This is a genomic window from Ruegeria sp. HKCCA5763, assembly GCF_013034545.1.
Lineage (GTDB): Bacteria > Pseudomonadota > Alphaproteobacteria > Rhodobacterales > Rhodobacteraceae > Ruegeria.
This window is the reverse complement of sequence record NZ_WQGF01000022.1, coordinates 1-20,167: the sequence shown is the minus strand read 5'-3', so window position 1 is coordinate 20,167 and position 20,167 is coordinate 1. Positions and strand designations below refer to the sequence as shown.

Genomic DNA, 20,167 nt, shown 5'->3' with positions numbered 1-20,167 from the left:
GACACGCCGTGAACCTGCTTTATTCGAATGACCGCAAGGGCGAATACCCTGCCAGTTGGTACGCTGCGACTGCGAACCCGATGGATCGTTTTCCTGCTCTGTCAAAGGATACTAAAGCAGACGTATGCGTTGTAGGTGGTGGCTACACCGGCCTGTCAGCAGCGCTGCATCTGGCCGAAGGCGGGTTCGACGTCGTGTTACTCGAAGCCCATCGCGTCGGCTTCGGCGCGTCCGGTCGCAATGGTGGCCAATTGGGCAGTGCGCAACGGATGGATCAGGAAGATCTCGAACGCCTTGTTGGCGATGCAGATGCTACCAAGCTGTGGGATTTGGCCGAAGACGCCAAGGATCTGGTCAAGTCTCTGATCGCCAAACACCAAATCAACTGCGACTTGAAACCCGGAATTGCGGTTTTGGGCCTAAGCTCTTCAGAGCAAAAAGAGCTGCATGATCACGCCGGTCATCTGTCGGGACGGTATGGCTATGATCAGATTGAGCTATTGGATGAAAACGCAGGCCGCGCGCTCTGCCCGTCCCCGGCTTACAAAGGCGGCTATCTGGATATGGGCGCGGCGCACCTTCACCCCTTGAACTATGCCTTGGGGTTGGCGCGCGCGGCGGCGAAAGCGGGTGTGCGGATCTACGAAAACACCGAGGTCACCGGGATTGATGAAGCACGACCTGCAGTACTCCATACCTCTAACGGGACCGTTCGGGCCGAGCATGTGATCCTGGCGTGTAACGGCTATCTGGGCGACCTCGATCGCTCTGTGGCTTCTCGGGTCATGCCCATCAACAACTTCATTGCCGCCACCGAACCACTAGGCAGCGATGCCGGACGTGTTTTGACACAGGATGTCGCGGTTGCTGATACCAAGTTCGTTGTGAACTATTTCCGCCTGAGTGCGGATGGTCGACTGTTGTTCGGGGGCGGCGAAAGCTATGGCTACCGTTTCCCTTCAGATATTGCCGCCAAGGTTCGCAAACCCATGACCGAGATTTTCCCGCATCTGCGCGATGTCAAAATCGATTATGCTTGGGGGGGAACGCTCGCAATAACCATGCGGCGAATGCCCTATCTTACCCGCGTGGCACCAAATATCCTGTCGGCCTCGGGCTATTCCGGTCATGGCGTCGGCACTGCGACACATGCCGGACAACTCATGGCCATGGCAATACAGGGACAGGCTGAAGGGTTCGATACAATGGCGCGTGTGCCTGCCCTGCCCTTTCCCGGCGGACCCGCCCTGCGCAACCCGCTGCTGGTACTTGCGATGACCTGGTTCGCGCTGCGCGACCGTCTTGGGGTCTGATCCACTTAAACATTATGACAGATTGGTGAATTCTCGCCGCAGCGTGGAATGAGCGCTTGGCTTGCCACGTGAATAGCTTTATCTTTCCCAAAGATAGAATTCGGGAAAACCAAATATGACGCTTCCACCAAACGTTCATGACGCCGAACCCATCCCCGCAGCCGCCCGCGAAGCCATCGACGCCTTGATGCAATCAGGCGATCTGTTCCGCTATACCGCACCGCAAGATGCCCCGGTGGCCTTGCTGGAAGCCGAGTTCGCGGAATTGCTGGGTTCGAAATACGCTCTTGCGGTTTCTTCTTGCTCGGCCGCGCTGTTCCTGTCGCTCAAGGCGCTGGATTTGCCTCGCGACGCACGCGTTCTGATACCCGGCTTTACCTTCGCCGCAGTGCCCTCTTCTGTCGTGCACGCGGACTGCATTCCGGTTCTGTGCGAGGTGGGTGAAAACTATCGCATCGACATGGTAGATTTCGAGGCCAAGCTGGGCAACGCTCAAGCCGTGATCATCAGCCATATGCGCGGACATACGTCAGACATGGATGCCATCATGGACCTGTGCGACGCGCGCGACATCCCGGTGATCGAGGACGCAGCGCATTCGCTGGGCACCACGTGGCATGGCCGCAATATTGGCACCATTGGCAAGGTCGGCTGTTTCTCGTTCCAGTCTTACAAGATGATCAACGCAGGCGAAGGCGGCATACTGGTCACGGATGATGCTGATATGGTGGCCCGCGCCGTCATCATGTCTGGCGCGTATGAGCATAACTGGAAGAAGCACAAAACTCCGCACGGCGACAACTCTTCCGAGTTGGAAGAGGCCTTTGCCCGCTGGCAGAACAAACTGCCGCTGTATAACCTGCGTCTCAGCAATCTGAGCGCGGCGGTGATCCGTCCTCAGATCCCTGAACTTGCGCGCCGTGTTCGCGACGGCCTGGCAAATCACGACTATGTGGCCGAGCGCCTGAACACATCACCCTATATCGATGTTCCCGCACCGCTGGCACCTGAAAGGCGAGCGCCCGACTCGATCCAGTTCAATCTTGTTGGCATGGACGAGGCCGAGATTCGCGCCTTTGCCGCCGCATCCGAGGCACGTGGTGTGAAAGTGCAGGTCTTTGGTCTGAGCGAGGACAATGCCCGTGCATTCTGGAACTGGCAGTTCTTGCCCGAGAAATTCGAGCTTCCCCAAACCCGCGCCATGCTGATGAAAGCATGCGACGTGCGCCTTCCCGTGCGACTAACACGCGAAGAGCTGGATGTGATCGCGGATATTCTGCTGGCTTCTGTGGGCGAAGTGACCGGCCCGATGCCGGTCTATGGCACCTAAAAAAACAGGCCCGCTTAACTGCGGGCCTTTTCTTTTCGATTTCAGTTCAGCTTGGACAGCTTCTGCTGAAGCTCTGCCAGTTGTTTCTTGATGTCGTCCAGATCCTCTTTCGGCTCGGCCTTTTCCTCTTCCGCGTCAGGCGAGGACCAGCCGCTGGACAAACCACCAGTCATGGCTTTCAGGAACGCTTGTTGCTGCGCTTGCAGCGCGTCGAATCCCGGCATCTGCGACATCGGGTTCATGGCGCTCATATTCTCCATCATCTTGCTTTGGCTTTCACGAAGCATCTCGAACGAGCTTTGCAGGAATTGTGGCATCATACCCCCACCCGGCACCATATAGCTGCGGACCAGATCGTTCAGCACATTAACCGGCAGTACGTTTTCACCGCGGCTTTCATGTTCAGCAATGATTTGCAGAAGATATTGACGTGTCAGATCATCCCCGGTTTTCAGGTCGATGATCTGAACCTCGCGTCCATCACGGATAAACCCCGCAATATCTTCGAGCGTCACGTAATCGCTGGTCTCGGTGTTATACAGCCGACGGCTGGCATAGCGCTTGATCAGCAGCGGTTTTTCTTGGTCCGACACCGGGTACCCTCCCCAAGGATGATGCGTTGCAGCACAGGTTATGCGACTGCAGCACAAAAAGAAAGGGCAGGTCAATGGACCTGCCCAACGCGATTGCACCTTTAGGGAGGATAAGGTGCCTATCGCGGACGTTCTTACTTGGCCGCTGCGGCTTTCTTAGCAGCAGTGGTCACGTCGTTGGTTGCTTTCTTGACAGCAGCAGTTGCTTCTTCTGCAGCGTCTTTGCCAGCAGCCATCAGCAGCTCGACGGTTTCGGTCTGAACTTTTTTCGCGATTTCAGCGAAAGCAGCCAGGTTTTCAGCTGCGACTTCAGCCGACGCGCTTGCAAAATCGGTTGCCGCTTTTGCGTAGTCAGCAGGCTCTGTCTTTGCTTTCGACATCTCGGTCAGCTTGGCCAGGGTGTCCTTGGTCCATTTGTTCGAGATCTCGGCCGATTTCTCAGCAGCTTCCAAAGCAACGCCCGACAGCTTTTCGTTCAGCGAAGCGGTCGATTTGAATGCGTCTTCCATTGCGGTGGTGTCCACCGGGAATGCGCCCATCATGTCTTTCATGATCGCGCTAAAGTCTTGGGTCTTTGCCATTGTCCTAATCCTTTTAGCCGGTCCGGGCCCACCCCGGGCTTCATCAGCTTGAGGACAATATGATTGCTGCATCGCAGCATTGCAAGTTTTTTCTTGCTGCGATGCAGAAAAATTTAAGTTTCAAAATGAAATCAGGCGTTTGGATTTGCCAAAACATAGGTACCCGGAGCCGGAGCTAGGCTTGGGTATTCCGAATCGCCGGCAACGCGTGCGGGCACCTGTTTCCCGGACCGTTTCTTCAGCCATGCGTCCCACATCGGCCACCAGGACCCTTCATGAAAGTCTGCCTCCTTAAGCCAAGTGTCGGAATCCAGTTTCAGGTCTGGATTGGTGTAGTGTCCGTACTTCTTTTTGCTCGGAGGGTTCACGATGCCTGCGATATGGCCCGACTCGGAAACCACGAAAGTCTTCGAACGCGATCCCATTTTCTGAACGCCCCGGTAGCAGTCTTTCCAGGCAGCGATATGATCGGTTTCGCATGTAACGGCCATCAAAGGCACATCTACATCGCTGACGGACAGTTTGTGTCCCAACAGCTCAAAACCGTCTGTTGCGAACTCGTTACGCTGACACAGGCCGCGCAGATAATCGACGGCCATTTTCGCGGGAAGGTTCGCGCCATCGCCGTTCCAGTAGAGCAGATCAAAGGCCGGAGGCACCTCGCCCATCATGTAACTGCGAATGGCTGGTCCATAGACCAGGTCGCGTGACCGCAGGAACGACATCGTGCGCGCCATGATCCACGAGCGCAGCACGCCTTCCTCGTTCACCTCTTCCTCAATCCCGTCGATGAAGTCGTTTTGCAGGAAAGGCGTGAATTCACCCTGATCAGAAAAATCCGTTAATGCCGTGAACAGCGTGGCTGATTTGACCGACTTATCCCCGCGCTGCTTCATCAGCGAAAGAGTCAGGCTAAGAGTAGTGCCCGCGATGCAGTAGCCGACCGCGTTGACCTGTTTGACCTTGCAGATCTTCTTGGCAACGTCGATTGCCGTCAAAAAGCCGTCCTGAATGTAATCTTCCATGCCGGTTTCGGCATAGCTTTCATCCGGATTGACCCAGCTGACAACAAATAGGGTGTAGCCTTGCTCGGTGATCCACTTGATCATGCTGTTCTGTGCTTTGAGGTCCAGGATATAAAACTTGTTGATCCAGGGCGGGAACAGGACGATTGGTGTCTCGTAGACAGTGTCTGTCGCAGGCTTGTACTGAATCAGCTCCATCATCCGGTTGCGATAGACCACTTCACCCGGTGAGGTTGCCAGGTTTCCGCCGACCTCGAACGCATTTTCGTCCGCCAGCTTTACCACCAGTTCGCCATCGTTGGCTTCCAGGTCGGCAACAAGGTTCTCCAGCCCTTTGATCAACGATTGGCCTTCTGTCTCGACCGCTTTTTGCAAAGCATCCGGGTTCGTCGCCAGAAAATTGGTCGGCGCCATCATGTCGATGATCTGCTGCGAGAAATACTGCAAGCGCCGCTTGTCCTTGGTATCAAGATCGTCGACCGAAGCGACAGCTTGCGCAATAGCCTGGGCGTTGGTTTGGTATTGTTGACGGATCAAACGGAAATAGGGGTTGGTTTCCCACAAGGGGTTCGAGAAGCGCTTGTCTCCGGGGGAGGAGATTTCGTCATCCGCTTCGCCTTTTGTCAACGCACGCTGCGCTTCAGCAAAGTTCAGAACAGACTTTCCCCAGAATTCTATCTGCTGCTCCAACAGTTTGGCGGGATTTTGCCAAGCTTCGGCCCAATATGCCGTTGCTGCTCGTGCGAAAAGCTCTTGATTCGGGCCATCTAATGCAGGTGTGTGAGGCTTTTTAGTAGCCATGACCTCAATCAAACGCTTCGAGAGTTGCTCGACCTTTTCCATATTTTCTTTAAGGCGTTCAATGTGTTCGTCTGATACGTCTGGCATTTGGTCTTCACTTGTTGTCATTTTAACAATTCCCCCCTAACCTCGCTGCTATGCAGAATAACGTCGTGGGTGCTGGGGGGCAAAGCGACGAATGGTCCGAACTATCAGACTGACACTCAGGAGGCCCCATTTATGCGCTATATGATGACCTACGACCTTATGGAAACCATGCGCAACACCAACCAATGGCTTGGTGCCACAGCCAGCGCGATGGCCTCTTACCCGATGTTTTCCATGGTTCCCAACCCCGCTTTCAACTGGATGGCGGCCTGGGGCGAGGTGACAGAACGCACCTTCCAACGCATGGTTGTGAAGCCCGACTGGGGCATCCGCACTTTCACCTGCGAAGACGGCAAAGACCATCTGGTCGAAATTACAACGGTTCTGGAACGCCCGTTTGGCGATCTGGTCCATTTTCGCGTCAACGGCCGCGAAGAACAACCGCGCAAGGTGCTGCTTGTCGCCCCGATGTCGGGCCACTATGCAACGCTGCTGCGTTCGACTGTCAAAAGCCTTTTGGTCAATTGCGAAGTCTACATCACCGATTGGCATAATGCGCGCGATATTCCTGTGTCTGCCGGCAAGTTCGATGTCGAGGATTACACCCTATACCTTGTCGATTTTATGAAAGAGCTAGGCCCAGACACGCATGTTGTTGCAGTATGTCAGCCTGCGCCTCTGACCCTTGCGGCCACAGCCTATTTGGCCGAAGTCGAACCAAAAGCCCAGCCCAGCACTCTAACCCTGATCGGTGGGCCGGTTGATCCGGATGCGACCCCAACCGATGTGACGGATTTTGGGCGGCGCGTGACAATGGGGCAGCTGGAAGAGACGATGATCCAGCGTGTTGGCTTCAAATACAAAGGCGTTGGCCGCATGGTCTATCCCGGCCTGTTGCAGCTGGCCTCTTTCATGTCCATGAACGCCGAACGGCACTCCAAGGCGTTTTCGGATCAGATTCAACGTGTCATTCGCGAGGAAGCCTCGGATTTGGATGCGCACAATCGCTTCTATGACGAATATCTGGCAGTCATGGACATGACCGCCGAGTTTTACCTGTCGACCGTCGAGCGCGTCTTCAAGAACCGCGAGATTGCCCGGAACGAGTTTGTCGTAGCTGGCCACAAGGTGGATATGTCCAAGATCACCAATGTTGCAGTGAAAACGGTCGAAGGGGCAAATGACGACATTTCGGCCCCTGGTCAGTGTATCGCCGCGCTTGATCTGTGCACCGGCCTGCCCGACAGCAAGAAGGCAAGCCATGTGGAACCCGGCGCAGGCCATTACGGCATATTCGCAGGCCGCAGTTGGCGTGACAACATCCGCCCGCTTGTGATTGATTTCATGAATGAAAACAGCCGCAAGACGCGCCGACGCGCCGCGAATACCAACAAAGTAGCCTGAGCGACATGAGCGAGCCTGCGCATAGCGGTCTCGCCTTTTCCTGTCGGTGCGGCAGTCTGCAGGGGCGCATATCGGCAAGGGGTGTCCGGCAAGGGACGCATGTCGAGTGTTTCTGCCACGATTGCCGGGCCGCGCAATTGTACTTCAAACAACCGGACCCCGCGCCCGGAGCCGTCGATATTCTGCAGATGGCGCCTGATGAAATTGAGATTTCCGCTGGCGGCCAATTCCTGGCGGTCATGAAGCTCAGCCCCAATGGCATGCTGCGATGGTATGCCAACTGCTGCAACACACCGCTGGCGACAACGCCACCAGGGGCATCACTTCCCTTTGCCGGTTTTCTGGTGCGCAGGATCACCGATGACATTTCTGATTTGGGTCCTGTCACAACCCGTGGATTTGTGCCTCGGCCCAATGGCAAACAAAAGCACGAAAAGATTAGCTTCGCCGCTTTCGGACTGATACGCCGTGTTGCGATTTCGCGTCTGTCTGGCCGTTGGAAGAATACACCGTTTTTCGACAGGAAAACCGGCGAACCCGTCGCGGCGCCCGTCGTGATATCCAAAGACGAACGTGCCGCACTTTATCCGTAATCGAAACGCTGTGGTGCACTCAGCCAGGTGTGCAAGGCTTCGTTGACCTGATCTGGCGCTTCCAGGGTCAAAAGGTGTCCCGCGTTTTCAAGAACAAGTATCTCAGCCTCTGGTATCAGATCGGCCATAAAGGAATGCCGTCGAACCGGTGTCAGAGTGTCATGCGTGCCGCACAGAACCAAGGTAGGAACCTTGATTTTCCGCAAAGCGGCCTGCTGATCCGGGCGGCGCTGCAATGCCCGCATCTGACGCACAAATACCTCAGAGCCCAGCCCCTCGGCCATCGTCAAAAGATCATTGAGAATGGGAATACGCTTCGGCCCCGGTGCCAGAGCGTCCGACCCCACAAGTTTGCGCATCACGTCTTCCAACCGCCCGCCTTGGGCCGCGATGATCAGATCTTCTCTACTGGCGGCTATTTGCGGTGTATCGGCCTGAGCGTCAGTCGCCATCAGACACAGGCGTGAAATTCGCTCCGGCGCTCTCCGGATCAATTCCAAAGCCACGACCCCACCCATGCTGAGTCCGGCCAGCGCGAAGCGATGCGGCAGTTGGTCCAATAACCCCGAAGCAATTTCTTCGATGCGCTCGCCACCAGAAATGGGCGCAACGGTCACCGCCCTCGTACGGGACAACAGCTCGATCTGCGGGCGAAACAGTCGGGCATCACACATCAATCCAGGCAAGAACACCAGCGGCTCGATCACGCAGGGGCCTCCATTTGCTCGGTTTTCCGAACTCTTTGCTTTTTCTTCAGGATGGAAGGTTTGCCACGGCCGGGCAAGGGAAACTTTACGGATAGGCGATGGCCCGAAATGCGGGAAAATCCACGTAACGCCTCTGGCGCTCGGATTTGTCTTCACCGGGTTCGGCACCCGGCTTTAGCAAGCATCCGCGCGGGGCAATGTAGCTGTCAATCCTGCGCATTGGTTTGGGCCGCCACACAAGATTGAACGCGCAAAGTTTCGGAAAGAACCAAATCTCGGAATAGTTCAGGTGATCATGCATCCACCACGCTAAATCCCGCCAGTCTCGCCCCTGCCCGTATTGATCCGCAAACCAGGGGATGACGATTGACGCTCCGGCGATCCGCGCATCGCCTTCGCCGCGATCCCAGATATGGCATTCCAACGGATTGTCATTGCGGGCGCAATTTAGCCGGTTTTCATTGCCGAACTGGTTTAGCGACGGCGACCTGTACCCTGACCGCACGGCAATGCGGCCAAAGGTTTCCTCTAACGGGTCCAGCAGGGTTTCGCAAAACGCACACCCTGTTTCAATCGCCAGATCCGGGTTGTCAGGGATGTTCTGTTGCTGGTGAAAATTGCCAATCTCGGAATACAGAAAGTCACGCATGAAGAAGTGCCGGGACAAGCGGACGCGACCCAAAGTCTCGAGGCTCCACATGCTTCCCGGTTTTCGCATTCTATCTCCTTACCTCTGATCTGGCTTCACTGAACCCCAAGCTCTTTCAACCACTCCAGGATACCCGTGACGGCGGCATCGGTCTGCCCCGGTGACATCAGCCGCCCTGCGATGACATGTGACGCGGGATCGTCCCCCGGCCCCATCTTGACCAACTCGACCGTTGCAGGAGCACCCCAGGCCTCGGCGACCTTATGTGTCCTGTCGGGGCGCACAACCTGATCGTCGTCCGAGAACCAGAACAACGCAGGTACCAATGCCTGCGAGAAATCCAGTGCATAAACCGTATCCACCAGAACGGACATCGGTACGACGGCTTCCCAGGGATAGACAGCGGACCAATACTTGTTCTTTTCTGGATCCGGCCCTGATACATCCCTTTCTTGCCCCATAAGCAACGGCAGCCAATGCCGCGCCCAAGGCAATGTCGGCACCCATGCCGCCGCGGTGTTCACCCCGAAATTCGGGGATACAAAAACCATCCCGACCACATTCTGACTAAGGTCGGCGTCCAGCGCCACCGCCGCCGCCAATGTGCCGCCGGTCGAGGTCGAGATGACGATGACCTTTTCCCCAACAGCGCGCGCCGCAGCCAGACCTTCGGCTGTGTCCTGCATCCAGCCCGTTGCCGTGCCTTCCGCCATGGCGGGCCCATCGCGGCCGTGGCCTTGCAATCGCGTGTAAACAAGATTTGCTCCAAGTGCGTCAGCCACCAGATCTGGAACGGGCCGGATTTCTTCGGAACTGGCTGAAAATCCGTGGATGTATAGAACAGAATAAGGTGTGCGTTGTTCTTTGAAGCCGTCCTGCCAGATCACACGTTTTTCGACGCCCGGAACGATATCATCAAACGACGCCTCGGTGCTTTCAAAATAGACCTGCACCCCTTCGCCAAATTTGCGGGACTCAAAGCTTGGATTCAGGTCGACATCCTCTCGCGGTCCGAACCAAAAGATCAGACCCCCGACGACAATCAGTGCCAGAAGAATCCGCCCCAGAACCCAACCAAAGCGCCGCATTAGTTAGCTCCCAACACATCTAAAACCGCGTTTTCGATCAACCCCAGACAGGGCCCGTCCGAAAAGCGATGGTCTGCGTCCTTGACCAGCAGCAAGCGCATGTTCGGCCCGGTCACGTGATCCAGCAACCGCACCGCAGTTTCCGTCGACACCGCCGTGTCCGCTGTTCCCTGTAGGAAACGCACCGGAAAGGGCAGGTAAAGCGGGTCTCTAAGGACCAATCGCCGCCGTCCGTCCTCGATCATTCGTTTGGTAATGATGTAGGGCTCCATGTAGTCCGAGGGCAGTTCGACATGACCAACGCTGTCTAAAGCGGCTTTTTGTTCATCGCTGAATGCCGCCCAATACCCGTCCTCGGTAAAATCCGGCGCGGCGGCGATTGTGACCATGCCCGCAATTCGATCTGGCAGCGTCTTGGCCAGCAACAATGCCTGCCATCCGCCCATCGAAGACCCTACGACGACCAATGGGCCATCGGTCAGCGCCGCCACCGCCTCAACGGTGTCTTCATGCCAATCGCCGATACAGCCATCGGTAAATTCCCCCGAGCTTTCACCGTGCCCGGAGTAATCAAACCGCAAAAACGCCTGTCCCCGCGCCTGCGCCCAGGCCTCCAGATGCACGGCCTTGGTGCCCTCCATATCAGACTTCAGACCGCCCAGGAAAACGATGGTCGGTCCCGCGCCCTCGCTTTTGTGATAGGCCAACCGACGGCCCTGCGCCGTCTCCAGAAAACTTGTCGTTGCCATGAAATCCTCTTTCCTTTCGCAGCATCATGCACGCCACGTACCCAAGTGCAATTCCCGGATCCCTCTTCATCTGGCTCTAAATACCTCGGGGTGCGCGAGGGGCTGGCCCCTCGCTCCTGCCCTTGACACCAGACCCCCTACCTGCCAAATCGACCCAACACACATAACCCGCAACCGGGCGTTCTCATACCCCGCGCCAGCGAACCCCCTGCAAATTCATGGAAAAATACCTAAAAAACAGGCGTTTGCTTGTATCACCAAACCGTTTCACTGCCCCTGTCAGACCCACTCAACCCGCGTGGATATCATGCCACAACAGTGACGCATCAGTGACGAAGGGCTGGTAGCGGTGCGATGGCGTTGCTAAATCCAAGGTGTCGGGGGATGCGCCAACACCCGCCCGACTGACACGACCGAACTGCATAAGGACACGGCCATGACAAAGAACACATCTGACTTTCTGACCTCAGTTGCAAGTCTCGTGGATCAGGACGACCGCGACCCCCGCGAGGTTGTTGCTGACCTGATGCAGGCTGCACTCGACACGGGCATCCGCAAGGAACTGCGCGCCAGTGTTGCGTTTGCCCTCGAACAGGCGAACGGAACCGCTGCCAAGGAATTGACTGATCTGGCCTGCCGCCGCCTGAAACCCGGTCGGCGTCTCTCGGACCCGCAATATGCGGGCCTTACGCTTGTAGCCACCACGCGGGGCAAGCGTTGGATTTACCGCACCCAGAAAGGCAAGCGGCAGCGACAAATCACCCTCGGGCACTACCCCGCCATGAGCCTTGCCGAGGCACGAGAGGCGTGGGCGCAGCCCGTCACCAAGGTCGCCGACAAGCGGTCTGAAACGACGCTGGACGAACTGACCGAGGCTTACATCACAGCCATGCAGACGCGCGGCACAAAGTCGTGGCGGCGGTCAGAGAACATCCTCACCAAGAACGTTCTGCCCAACCATGGCGGCATGCGCCTCGGCGCGCTGGACGTGGAGGCCCTGAACGCGACGTTTACCCACCTGATAGATGACAAGCCCGGTGCGGCGCACAACATCCGCATGGCGATGGCAAGCATGTTCAAGTGGGCCAGCGAGAAGAAAATGATGCCCGCAGGCGTACCGGTCCCGCAGTTGGATAAGACCCCGAAATCACAGATCAAGGACTACCGCCCGTCCATGTCCGAACTGCGCACGATGGTCCGGGGCCTTGACGAACTGCAAGACATCGACCGGGACATCATGCGCCTGCAACTGCTGACGGGCACCCGCATCAGCGAGGCGCTGGGCGCTGAGTGGTCGGAGATTGACCTTGAACATGGACGCTGGACCATTCCCGCCCAGCGCATGAAAGCCAAGAAAGAACATCTGGTCATGCTCTCGGCGCAGGCGGTCGAGTTGCTGCGCAACCAACCCACGCGAAAGGGTCGTGTGTTCGGTCGTCGTGGCCGCAAGACTGTCTCGTTGAATTGGGCGCGGCAGCGCGACGAGTTGAGCCTGCCCACCGACTACACCAGCCACGCCAACCGTAAGGCGCTGCTTAGTTGGGTTGCCGAAAACGGTGGCGGCAAGGACATCCGCGACCGCCTGTCCGCACATAGCCCTGACACCAGCGAGGCGGACGCGCATTATCAGCTATCCGAGTTGAACCAGCCCGCCGCCGAATGGTGGCAGAAATGGGCGGACTTCCTCGACGGGCTCACCGCTGAGAGCGTGGTGCAGTTGTCGGAGGGACGGGCATGACCAACCCGAAACCCAACCCGTTCGCCGACGCCCAGCGCGTCGATACCTCGGCCACGATCATGCGCCGCCTGAAAGTGAGCCGCGAAGAAGCCGAGCGGCTGGCGGCGCTGCCACCGGGTAAAGTGAGTGCGCTGGACTTCATCAAATTGCGCCTGCTGAACCTAGACGGACCTGACCCCCGAGAGGATCACATAGAGGCAGAATCGGCTTACACGGCAGTGCAAAGTGTCCTGAGCGAGCGCAACAGCGCGCGCGGTAAGAACGCCCGCCCCGGTCGTCGTCCTCACCATGACGAGGTGATTAGGCGAGCGATGGCGATAGTTGAACGCAGCCCAAACATGGCAGGTTCGGCGAAACACCTCGCGGAACGGGTTTATGATGAGATGTCGTTAGAACGGACTGCGGATGAGGTGGCGAAACTACCTTCCGAGGGCAGCATAGCCCGCTGGATACGAGCGGAATTCAAGAAAAATGGACCGCTAAAAAGATAGTTTGCGCGTAACTGAGTTACGAATTCGTCCATCTGGAACACCCCCTGTTAGCCAAGTGTCACGACCTAATTAATGGAGTGACACATGGCTAGAGAGCCTGACCTGACTATCGCCGAGGCATGCACTGAGATGAACGTCTCGCGTAATGCGGTCGGCAAGCTGATAGCGTCCGGGCAATTGTCTACTTACTTCGTAGGCAAGCAAGAGCGCATCACTCGAACCTCACTAGATGAGTACAAGGCGAACAACGCCTACGTGCCCGACCCTGCCCTTTTGGCTAAGGTGGCAGGAGACGCAGCATGAGCGCCCCGGTCCCTACCCCAAATCAATCCTCGGACCTGTCCGTCAAGGAAACCTGTCGCGAGTTGCAAGTGTCGTCCTCGACCGTCTGGCGCTGGCTCAGTAGCGGCGAGTTGACCGGCTACTCGAACGGGCGCGTCACGCGCATCGACCGCGCCAGCATCGACGCCTTCAAGGAACGGAACCGCATCCAGCCAAAGGAGCGAGACGATGCCGCGTGATCTGGACCTGGCGCTCCTGAACCAGCGAGCGTGAGGGAAATAAGTGCTGCTTCGGAGGGGCATCAGTGACGCGAACAGTGATCGCCTCTGCCCGAGCCGCCGAAACACTCAGGAAAACGATGAATTGCCCGCAACACAAGCTTCTGTAGGCGCAACAGGAAGGAACGCCGTAATGGATCCTAAACAGATCAAATACACCAACATCCAGTTGGTGGACCCAAAGACCGGCGGCAAGCATTACCGCCGCGACGCGGACGGGACGCTGCACAAGGAAACGGTGGGCTACCTAAACGAGGGACGCGCCTACGTGGATGGCGTCGCGGACATGGCCGAGTTCGCCGCAGTTTTGAACGACAAAGTAATACCGGGTGTGGATGTCATTGCCTACGGGTTGCCAATCGTTCCCGTGGACGTCGACGGCGTGGGTGTGTTTTCAAAGGCTCGCTACAGGGAACAAGGCATCACCCGAACCGAGAGCCATTTCGTTTGGAGCGACGGCCCCGGCATTATGGCATTGGACTACGACCCACGGGAGGGCCACACGGTCCTGTCACCTGACGAACTGTGGGAGCAGTTGTGCCGGGTCATCCCCGACCTTGAGGAACATGACGTTGTGTGGGCACCGTCCTCATCCTCATTCGTTTATGACAGCGATACCGACGAGCAATTGATCGGGCTGAAAGGGCAGCGCCTCTACATCGGTGTCGCGGATGCCACGGACATACCCCGTGCCGCTGACGTTCTGCTCAAGCGTATGTGGCTGAACAGGTTCGGCTACATTTTCATCTCGGGCAGCGGCGCACAACTCATCCGCGCTACGACCGACCCCTGCATGTATCAACCCTCGCGGTTGGACTATGCCGGTGGGGCCGTGTGTGGCGAGGGTCTGGAGCAGCGCCGCCCGTGGCCTGCACGGCTCATCAGCGAGGGTGAGCGCCTGATCGATACCCGCGAGGTGTTCAAAGACCTGACTGCGGCTGAGGAACGCACCTACACCCGCTTGGTGGAGGAGGCTAAAGGCGCAACCGATGCGGACGCCACCGCCCAGCGCGAGATTTGGCTGGAGCAACGCCTGAGGAAGGAAGCCATCGCCATCGTGGGCGAGGACGCCAGTGAGGCGGAGGTCGACGCCGAGGTTGAACGGCTCACCCAGCGTGGGCGTCGCACGGTGCTGGAAAAGCAGGCTAGTAGCGAGCGCCCAATCCTCCACGCTTCATATGTGGTGTACCTCGCGAGCAGCGGCGAACCGGTTACAGTCGGCAACATGCTGAGAGATCCGGCCACATACGAGGGCGAAAACCTGTCCGACCCGCTGGAACCGGACTACGGCGGTGGGCGCGCAACGGCGATTGTGTACACCCGCAACCGCCGCATCGTCAGTCAGGCACACGGCGTCCAGAAAACCTACGTTCTGGGCAGCGACGAGGAATTTGACGAGATTTGGCGGGCGCGTGTGGCGGACCTCCGGGCGCGCTGGGCGTTGCATGTCGAGCGGGTTGAGGATGTCTTGGACTTCGACGCCATCGAACTGGCCCTGGCCGTCGAGGATAACCCCGAGGCCATCGCGGCGCTGGAACAGAAGGCACGGGACCAGAAAGCCAAGACCGAGTGGGACCGGGCGCGCAAACGCGCTCGCACTGTGTTCGTGACCGAGGCGGCGCGAGATACCGGCGACAAGGTGGTGATAGACACCGCTGACCCGAACCTACTCATGGATGGTGCACCGCTGCTTGAAACGTTGCTAGGCGAGGCGTGTCTTGCATTCTCTTATGGCGGCGTCGGTGTCGGTATCCGCAAGACCCGTTCAACTTACCTCACCACCACACGGCGGGACCACACGGGCGAAGTCATCCGCGACGAGGACGGCAAGCCGATTAAAGACCCGGCCCTTGTCGTTCGCACCGAACCCCTCACCACCGGGCACATGGTCGGCCTCCTGCATCATATCGCTTATTTTCAGCGCGTGACACATACGGACAGGGGTGTGACTGCAACGCCGGTGTTCGCCCCCAACGCGCTCGTCAACCACATGACCAAGGCGGTGGGACCAATGCTGCTCACCCTGAAAGGCGTGGTCTCGCATCCGGTCCTGTATGGCGGGCAGTTGTTGGCCGGGTCTGGTTACCACGAACCCTCGGGCCTGTGGCTGGAAACAGGTGACGCTGAGATTGAGGATTGGGACGACCCACATGAGGCCGTCGCGTTCCTGCGCGACGAGTGGTTGTGCGATTTCCCGTTCGATACAGACGCGGACTTTGCAGCCGCCCTGATGCTGGCGATTTCACTGCTGAAAAACAAAACAAGCCTGTACGGGTCGGCGATACCACTCAACGCCCTGACAGCGCCCAGCGCAGGCATCGGCAAGTCTATCCTGCTCGACTGCCTCAATTGCGCCGTCACCGGCCAAATCGCCGCCATGACGCAGTTGCCTGACAACCGGGAGGAACGCGGCAAGCTGATCACCAGCACGGTCATGGAAAGCGCGTCGCTGCTCGCCTTCGATAACGTCCGCACCGGCTCGACCATCGGCAACAGCTACAGCGACCTACACCAACTCGTCACGTCAGGTATGTGGAACGGTCGGGTGCTGGGCGTGTCCAAGACCTACTCCGGGCCGTCCGGCATGGTTGTCGCCCTGAACGGCAACAACATCCTCATGGTCGGGGACACAGCGTCTCGTGCCATCGAAATCCGCCTCGTGCCGCGCGGTATCGAAAACATGGTCCTGCGTGACTTCAAGCACCCGGACATCATCAGGTGGACGCGCGAGAACCGAGGCCGCATCATCGGCGCACTCGCCTGCATCGCCACCGCCAAGGTGGCCTCAGAAAAACCCAAGAGCCGGTTCCCTCAGTGGGAACGCGAGGTTGCCAGACCGGTTCTGAACGTGGTCGACGCGCCGGGTTTTTTTGAGCCGTGGGTCGAGGCAGGGGAGGAGGATGTCAAAGGGGTCGCACCGTCCGGCCTGAGCGACCTCCTTAAAGCCATCACCCTGATCGAAGTCGGCGGGATGCTGCAACCGCCCGAGGGTGACTGGGTTACGGCTCAGGAAATCAACACCCATGTCGGTGATCGCATCATGGAAAAGGCGTTTCCGGGCGAGACGAGACCATCAAACCAAGCGGTGACGGGATACCTGCGACGCAACCGCGACACCAAGGTCGATGACGCCTACACACTCAGGGCCGCGCGCATGAACCTCGGCGGGCGTACCGGTCGAAAGGCCAGATGGGTGTTTCGAGTGGAGCGGACGAAAGATGCACCCGAAATTAGCGAAAGCGCCCGAGTTTTGTTTGTGAAGGAGTTTGGGGGATCGAAAAGTAAAAAAAGCTAAGTACCTGATTTCATTTAACATGCGCCCAAAACCCCAAAAAGCGCCAATTCGTCCGCGCAGATATGTTCGGAAAAACTCAAACACGATTTGAATATTTACAAATAAGAGGTGGGGTAGCGGTTGGCGCAAATTGGCCAGTGTTGGCGCACTTATCTTTTCCGAGGCTCGCTCATGAACCGTCATAAGCGCAGGAATGAGAATACGCGAGACGTGGCCTGCGTCATTCAACCCGCGAAACCACAAACCAATGGCGATCGAGATACACAATGAGATAGACTTGGTACCAGCATGCGGTGGGGCTTCGTCGATCAAGAGGCAAGCGTCGGGGTGGATTTTGTGATGCCAGGCAAAATCCAGAAGTTACCCCCCCCACCCCAACAAAAACAAGGGGGCGAGTGGAGCTTGGCACCCCCAAAGCCCGTCACCCCTCAGAAAAATTTTTTCGATTTTTCCCGAATACAAAACTTCAGACAGCGGCAAGCAAATCGCTCTTCCGCGTCCGTTTTGAGCTTTATGCAGACGTTTGCTGAAAAGTCATGAGCGACCACTATGCGGACAAAGTGGGCGTTCGAACTCAGCCACAAGAGCAATTCCCACGCAACTGGCAAACCTGGTCAATGCTGTGATCAGAACCTGACCCTAAACGCCAGTCCAACCAATGGCGCAGTATCGTAGCTCTGGCGACTTATTTCTGCTCCATTCGCATCATCTAGCGTAAGGCGGCCGTCAAATTCTGCGCCTGCGAATACGCTCAATGAAACACCAGGATTTGGGTTGTATCCAACGGAAAGTACGACGGGGACACTCTTGTCTTCGCCCACCCCGTATGGCGCGAGACCTTCCCCATCCAACCTGAATCGAATTCTCTCCGATCGTGCGGTTAAGGAAAGGTCTATGGTCTCAGTCAACGTGTAGCTCAGCGTCAACCCGGGGCCTTGTGTCGCTCCAATCCCTGAACCAGTGTTCAAGTTCCAGCGATCATTTAGGTCCCAATCGATCAGAAGGGCCGGAAAAAAATCGGTACCACCATCATCAAATTGAGAGAACGCGCCAAAGGCCGGTCCTATCGTCAGGCGCTCGTTAAGTTGCCAAGCAATACCCGCGAAAACACCGTAGGTCCTACCATCAGATGCGGAAGCTCCACTTTGATAATCCCACCTGATCTGTGGTGACACAAAAACTGTTGCTCTATCGCTCGCACGAAATCGCATGGGAACAGCAACGCGCAAGTCACGGATATTCTCCCATGGCTGGTTGTTCGATTGACTAAAGCTATAGTCCAGCTTGCCGAAGCTGGTTGAAAGCCCAATGGAGTTTCCTCCTTCCAGATTGTAAAGTGCGGTAGCGCGTAGAAAAGCTCGGCTTGCAGAGAATTCGCCACCGTTACTTAAATCTGCGTCCCCTTGAAACGCAGCAAGCCCATCAACCTGATATGCCCAACCTAGCCGGTGCTGCGCGGCTGAAGGTAACGTTGCAACTCCTAGAGCAATAGCTCCAAAGCAGCACGTTAGAAAAAGGTTTTTCATTTGGCGTTTCCCACGTGACGCTGATTCATGCTGGGTTGCCATTCCTGAACGAGCGTTTCAAGCCCAATAAAATCTGCTCCGCGGATCAAAGCAGCCAATTTGCTTCAGTAGCTTGGTAACGCACAGGTGTCTGCCATCAGCACTCATGGAACAGAATAGGTTGATTGCGTAACGGAGGATTTCAGGCTCATCGTAACCATCAGAGAGTGGAGATGAGAATGAAATCCGGGAAACAGAAAGCGTCGTCAGAGAGGGTCGTCAAAGACATCCGCAGGAAGACACGGCGCCAACATTCGGCAGAGGAGAAGATCCGCATTGTTTTAGACGGGCTTCGTGGTGAAGACAGCATTGCCGAACTGTGCCGCCGAGAAGGAATAGCCACGAGCCTTTATTACAGCTGGTCGAAAGAGTTTCTTGAGGCAGGCAAAAAGCGGTTGGCTGGGGACACGGCCCGCCAAGCCACCAGTTCCGAGGTGAAGGATCTGAAGGCGGAGTCATCCGCGCTGAAAGAGGTGGTAGCCGACCTGACCCTTGAGAACAGGCTACTCAAAAAAAGCATGTTCGAGGATGGGGGAGACGACGAATGAGATATCCTGCATCCGAGAAGCTTGAGATCATCCGGCTGGTTGACGGATCACACCTGCCGATCAAACGCACCCTGGAAAAGCTTGGTATCCCCAGAACGACGTTCTACCGCTGGTACGACAGGTATCTGTCTCTCGGCGAGGCCGGGCTTGAGGATCGCCATTCCCGGCCAGGCAGAGTTTGGAACCGCATCCCTGACAAGGTGCGTAAGCAGATCGTGGAGTTGGCTCTGGAGGAGCCCGAGTTATCACCACGCGAGCTTGCGGTGCGGTTCACCGACACCAGGCGCTACTTTGTCTCCGAGGCCAGCGTTTACAGGCTTCTGAAGGCGCAGGATCTGATCACCAGCCCAGCGTACATTACCATTAAAGCGGCGGATGAATTCCATGAGAAGACTGTTCGGCCAAACCAGCTTTGGCAGACTGACTTCACCTATCTAAAGGTCATTGGCTGGGGCTGGTTTTATCTTTCAACCATACTCGATGACTACAGCCGCTATGTTGTTGCTTGGCGGCTGTGCACCACGATGAAAGCTGACGATGTCACGGAAACGTTGGAAGACGCCTTGGCAACATCAGGTTGCGACAGCGCTTCCGTTGTTCACAAGCCCCGGCTGCTCAGCGACAATGGAAGCAGTTATATCTCTGGTGATCTGGCGAGATGGCTTGAAGATCAGGGCATGGATCACGTTCGCGGTGCCCCGAACCACCCGCAAACACAGGGCAAGATCGAACGATGGCACCAGACCCTGAAGAACCGTATCCTGCTGGAAAACTACTATCTGCCCGGAGCGCTCGAACAGGCCATCGGCGACTTCATCGATCATTACAACCACAACCGATACCACGAGAGCATCAGCAATCTGACACCCGCCGATGTCTACTTCGGTCGGGCCGAAACTATCCTCAGACGCAGAAAGGAAATCAAACACCAGACAATCCAGAAACGCCGCTTGCTGCATCATCAAAACGCGGCGTAAATTGAAACTACAGCGAGCCTGAGCCTCCTAAGCCAATCAAACGCTCGTGTTCCAAATCATTCGATGACGGACA

The 20,167-nt window shown here is 57.0% G+C and carries 18 protein-coding genes; 10 read left to right on the top strand and 8 right to left on the bottom strand.

The window, feature by feature from the left end; translation table 11 throughout:
• Nucleotides 1-8 precede the first annotated feature (8 nt).
• Both GOV89_RS21960 and GOV89_RS21955 read left to right on the top strand, forming a co-directional pair.
• On the top strand, nt 9-1,313 hold the full coding sequence (locus GOV89_RS21960; protein ID WP_171239087.1) for an FAD-binding oxidoreductase: 1,305 nt from the start codon (nt 9-11) through the stop codon (nt 1,311-1,313).
• Between the two features lie 115 nt (nt 1,314-1,428).
• Nucleotides 1,429-2,643, top strand: coding sequence for a DegT/DnrJ/EryC1/StrS aminotransferase family protein (locus GOV89_RS21955; RefSeq protein WP_171239086.1), 1,215 nt, complete (start codon nt 1,429-1,431; stop codon nt 2,641-2,643).
• A gap of 41 nt (nt 2,644-2,684) precedes the next feature.
• Here GOV89_RS21955 and phaR read toward each other — a convergent pair whose 3' ends face one another.
• The 3 genes from phaR to GOV89_RS21940 form a co-directional block, all read right to left on the bottom strand.
• On the bottom strand, nt 2,685-3,236 hold the full coding sequence (phaR, locus tag GOV89_RS21950) for a polyhydroxyalkanoate synthesis repressor PhaR (RefSeq protein ID WP_171177332.1): 552 nt from the start codon (nt 3,234-3,236) through the stop codon (nt 2,685-2,687).
• A gap of 134 nt (nt 3,237-3,370) precedes the next feature.
• On the bottom strand, nt 3,371-3,817 hold the full coding sequence (locus GOV89_RS21945; protein ID WP_171177334.1) for a phasin family protein: 447 nt from the start codon (nt 3,815-3,817) through the stop codon (nt 3,371-3,373).
• A 131-nt stretch (nt 3,818-3,948) separates the two neighbouring features.
• A complete protein-coding gene (locus tag GOV89_RS21940) occupies nt 3,949-5,751 on the bottom strand; it encodes an alpha/beta hydrolase (protein ID WP_171239085.1) in 1,803 nt (600 codons plus the stop codon).
• Nucleotides 5,752-5,862: 111 nt separating this feature from the next.
• Between GOV89_RS21940 and phaZ the strand changes: the two genes are divergently transcribed.
• Both phaZ and GOV89_RS21930 read left to right on the top strand, forming a co-directional pair.
• Nucleotides 5,863-7,134, top strand: coding sequence for a polyhydroxyalkanoate depolymerase (gene phaZ / locus GOV89_RS21935; protein WP_171177338.1), 1,272 nt, complete (start codon nt 5,863-5,865; stop codon nt 7,132-7,134).
• Nucleotides 7,135-7,139: 5 nt separating this feature from the next.
• A complete protein-coding gene (locus GOV89_RS21930) occupies nt 7,140-7,727 on the top strand; it encodes a DUF6151 family protein (protein WP_171239084.1) in 588 nt (195 codons plus the stop codon).
• Here the strand turns inward: GOV89_RS21930 and GOV89_RS21925 are convergent.
• From GOV89_RS21925 to GOV89_RS21910, 4 genes are all read right to left on the bottom strand, one after another.
• Nucleotides 7,718-8,434, bottom strand: a complete 717-nt coding sequence (locus GOV89_RS21925) for an alpha/beta fold hydrolase (RefSeq protein WP_171239083.1) — start codon at nt 8,432-8,434, stop codon at nt 7,718-7,720. The two genes, GOV89_RS21930 and GOV89_RS21925, sit on opposite strands and share 10 nt — an antisense overlap.
• 85 nt (nt 8,435-8,519) lie before the next feature.
• Nucleotides 8,520-9,134, bottom strand: coding sequence for a hypothetical protein (locus GOV89_RS21920; protein ID WP_171239092.1), 615 nt, complete (start codon nt 9,132-9,134; stop codon nt 8,520-8,522).
• 44 nt (nt 9,135-9,178) lie between these two features.
• Complete coding sequence (locus GOV89_RS21915) at nt 9,179-10,171, bottom strand: carboxylesterase (protein ID WP_171239082.1); 993 nt, start codon at nt 10,169-10,171, stop codon at nt 9,179-9,181.
• Nucleotides 10,171-10,920, bottom strand: coding sequence for a carboxylesterase (locus GOV89_RS21910; protein WP_171239081.1), 750 nt, complete (start codon nt 10,918-10,920; stop codon nt 10,171-10,173). Before GOV89_RS21910 ends, GOV89_RS21915 begins: the two co-directional genes overlap by 1 nt.
• Nucleotides 10,921-11,356: 436 nt before the next feature.
• Between GOV89_RS21910 and GOV89_RS21905 the strand changes: the two genes are divergently transcribed.
• From GOV89_RS21905 to GOV89_RS21885, 5 genes are all read left to right on the top strand, one after another.
• Nucleotides 11,357-12,658 (top strand): tyrosine-type recombinase/integrase, encoded by a 1,302-nt coding sequence (locus GOV89_RS21905; RefSeq protein WP_171177349.1) that lies wholly within the window; start codon nt 11,357-11,359, stop codon nt 12,656-12,658.
• Nucleotides 12,655-13,149 carry a hypothetical protein gene (locus tag GOV89_RS21900; RefSeq protein ID WP_171177352.1) on the top strand — a complete coding sequence of 165 codons (495 nt, stop codon included), beginning with the start codon at nt 12,655-12,657 and terminating at the stop codon, nt 13,147-13,149. Before GOV89_RS21905 ends, GOV89_RS21900 begins: the two co-directional genes overlap by 4 nt.
• 84 nt (nt 13,150-13,233) lie before the next feature.
• Nucleotides 13,234-13,452 (top strand): helix-turn-helix domain-containing protein, encoded by a 219-nt coding sequence (locus tag GOV89_RS21895; protein WP_170602299.1) that lies wholly within the window; start codon nt 13,234-13,236, stop codon nt 13,450-13,452.
• On the top strand, nt 13,449-13,670 hold the full coding sequence (locus GOV89_RS21890) for a helix-turn-helix domain-containing protein (protein WP_171177354.1): 222 nt from the start codon (nt 13,449-13,451) through the stop codon (nt 13,668-13,670). Before GOV89_RS21895 ends, GOV89_RS21890 begins: the two co-directional genes overlap by 4 nt.
• Nucleotides 13,671-13,842: 172 nt before the next feature.
• Nucleotides 13,843-17,004: a hypothetical protein gene (locus GOV89_RS21885; protein WP_171239080.1), complete on the top strand. Its 3,162-nt coding sequence runs from the start codon at nt 13,843-13,845 to the stop codon at nt 17,002-17,004.
• A gap of 626 nt (nt 17,005-17,630) precedes the next feature.
• Here the strand turns inward: GOV89_RS21885 and GOV89_RS21880 are convergent.
• Nucleotides 17,631-18,530 carry a hypothetical protein gene (locus tag GOV89_RS21880; RefSeq protein ID WP_174827345.1) on the bottom strand — a complete coding sequence of 300 codons (900 nt, stop codon included), beginning with the start codon at nt 18,528-18,530 and terminating at the stop codon, nt 17,631-17,633.
• Between the two features lie 212 nt (nt 18,531-18,742).
• Between GOV89_RS21880 and GOV89_RS21875 the strand changes: the two genes are divergently transcribed.
• Nucleotides 18,743-20,094 (top strand): IS3 family transposase gene (locus GOV89_RS21875; RefSeq protein ID WP_171239079.1). Its coding sequence is split into 2 segments (ribosomal slippage): nt 18,743-19,079 and nt 19,079-20,094, totalling 1,353 coding nucleotides; the frame shifts between segments, so codons are not numbered across the junction.
• The last annotated feature ends 73 nt before the right edge of the window (nt 20,095-20,167 follow it).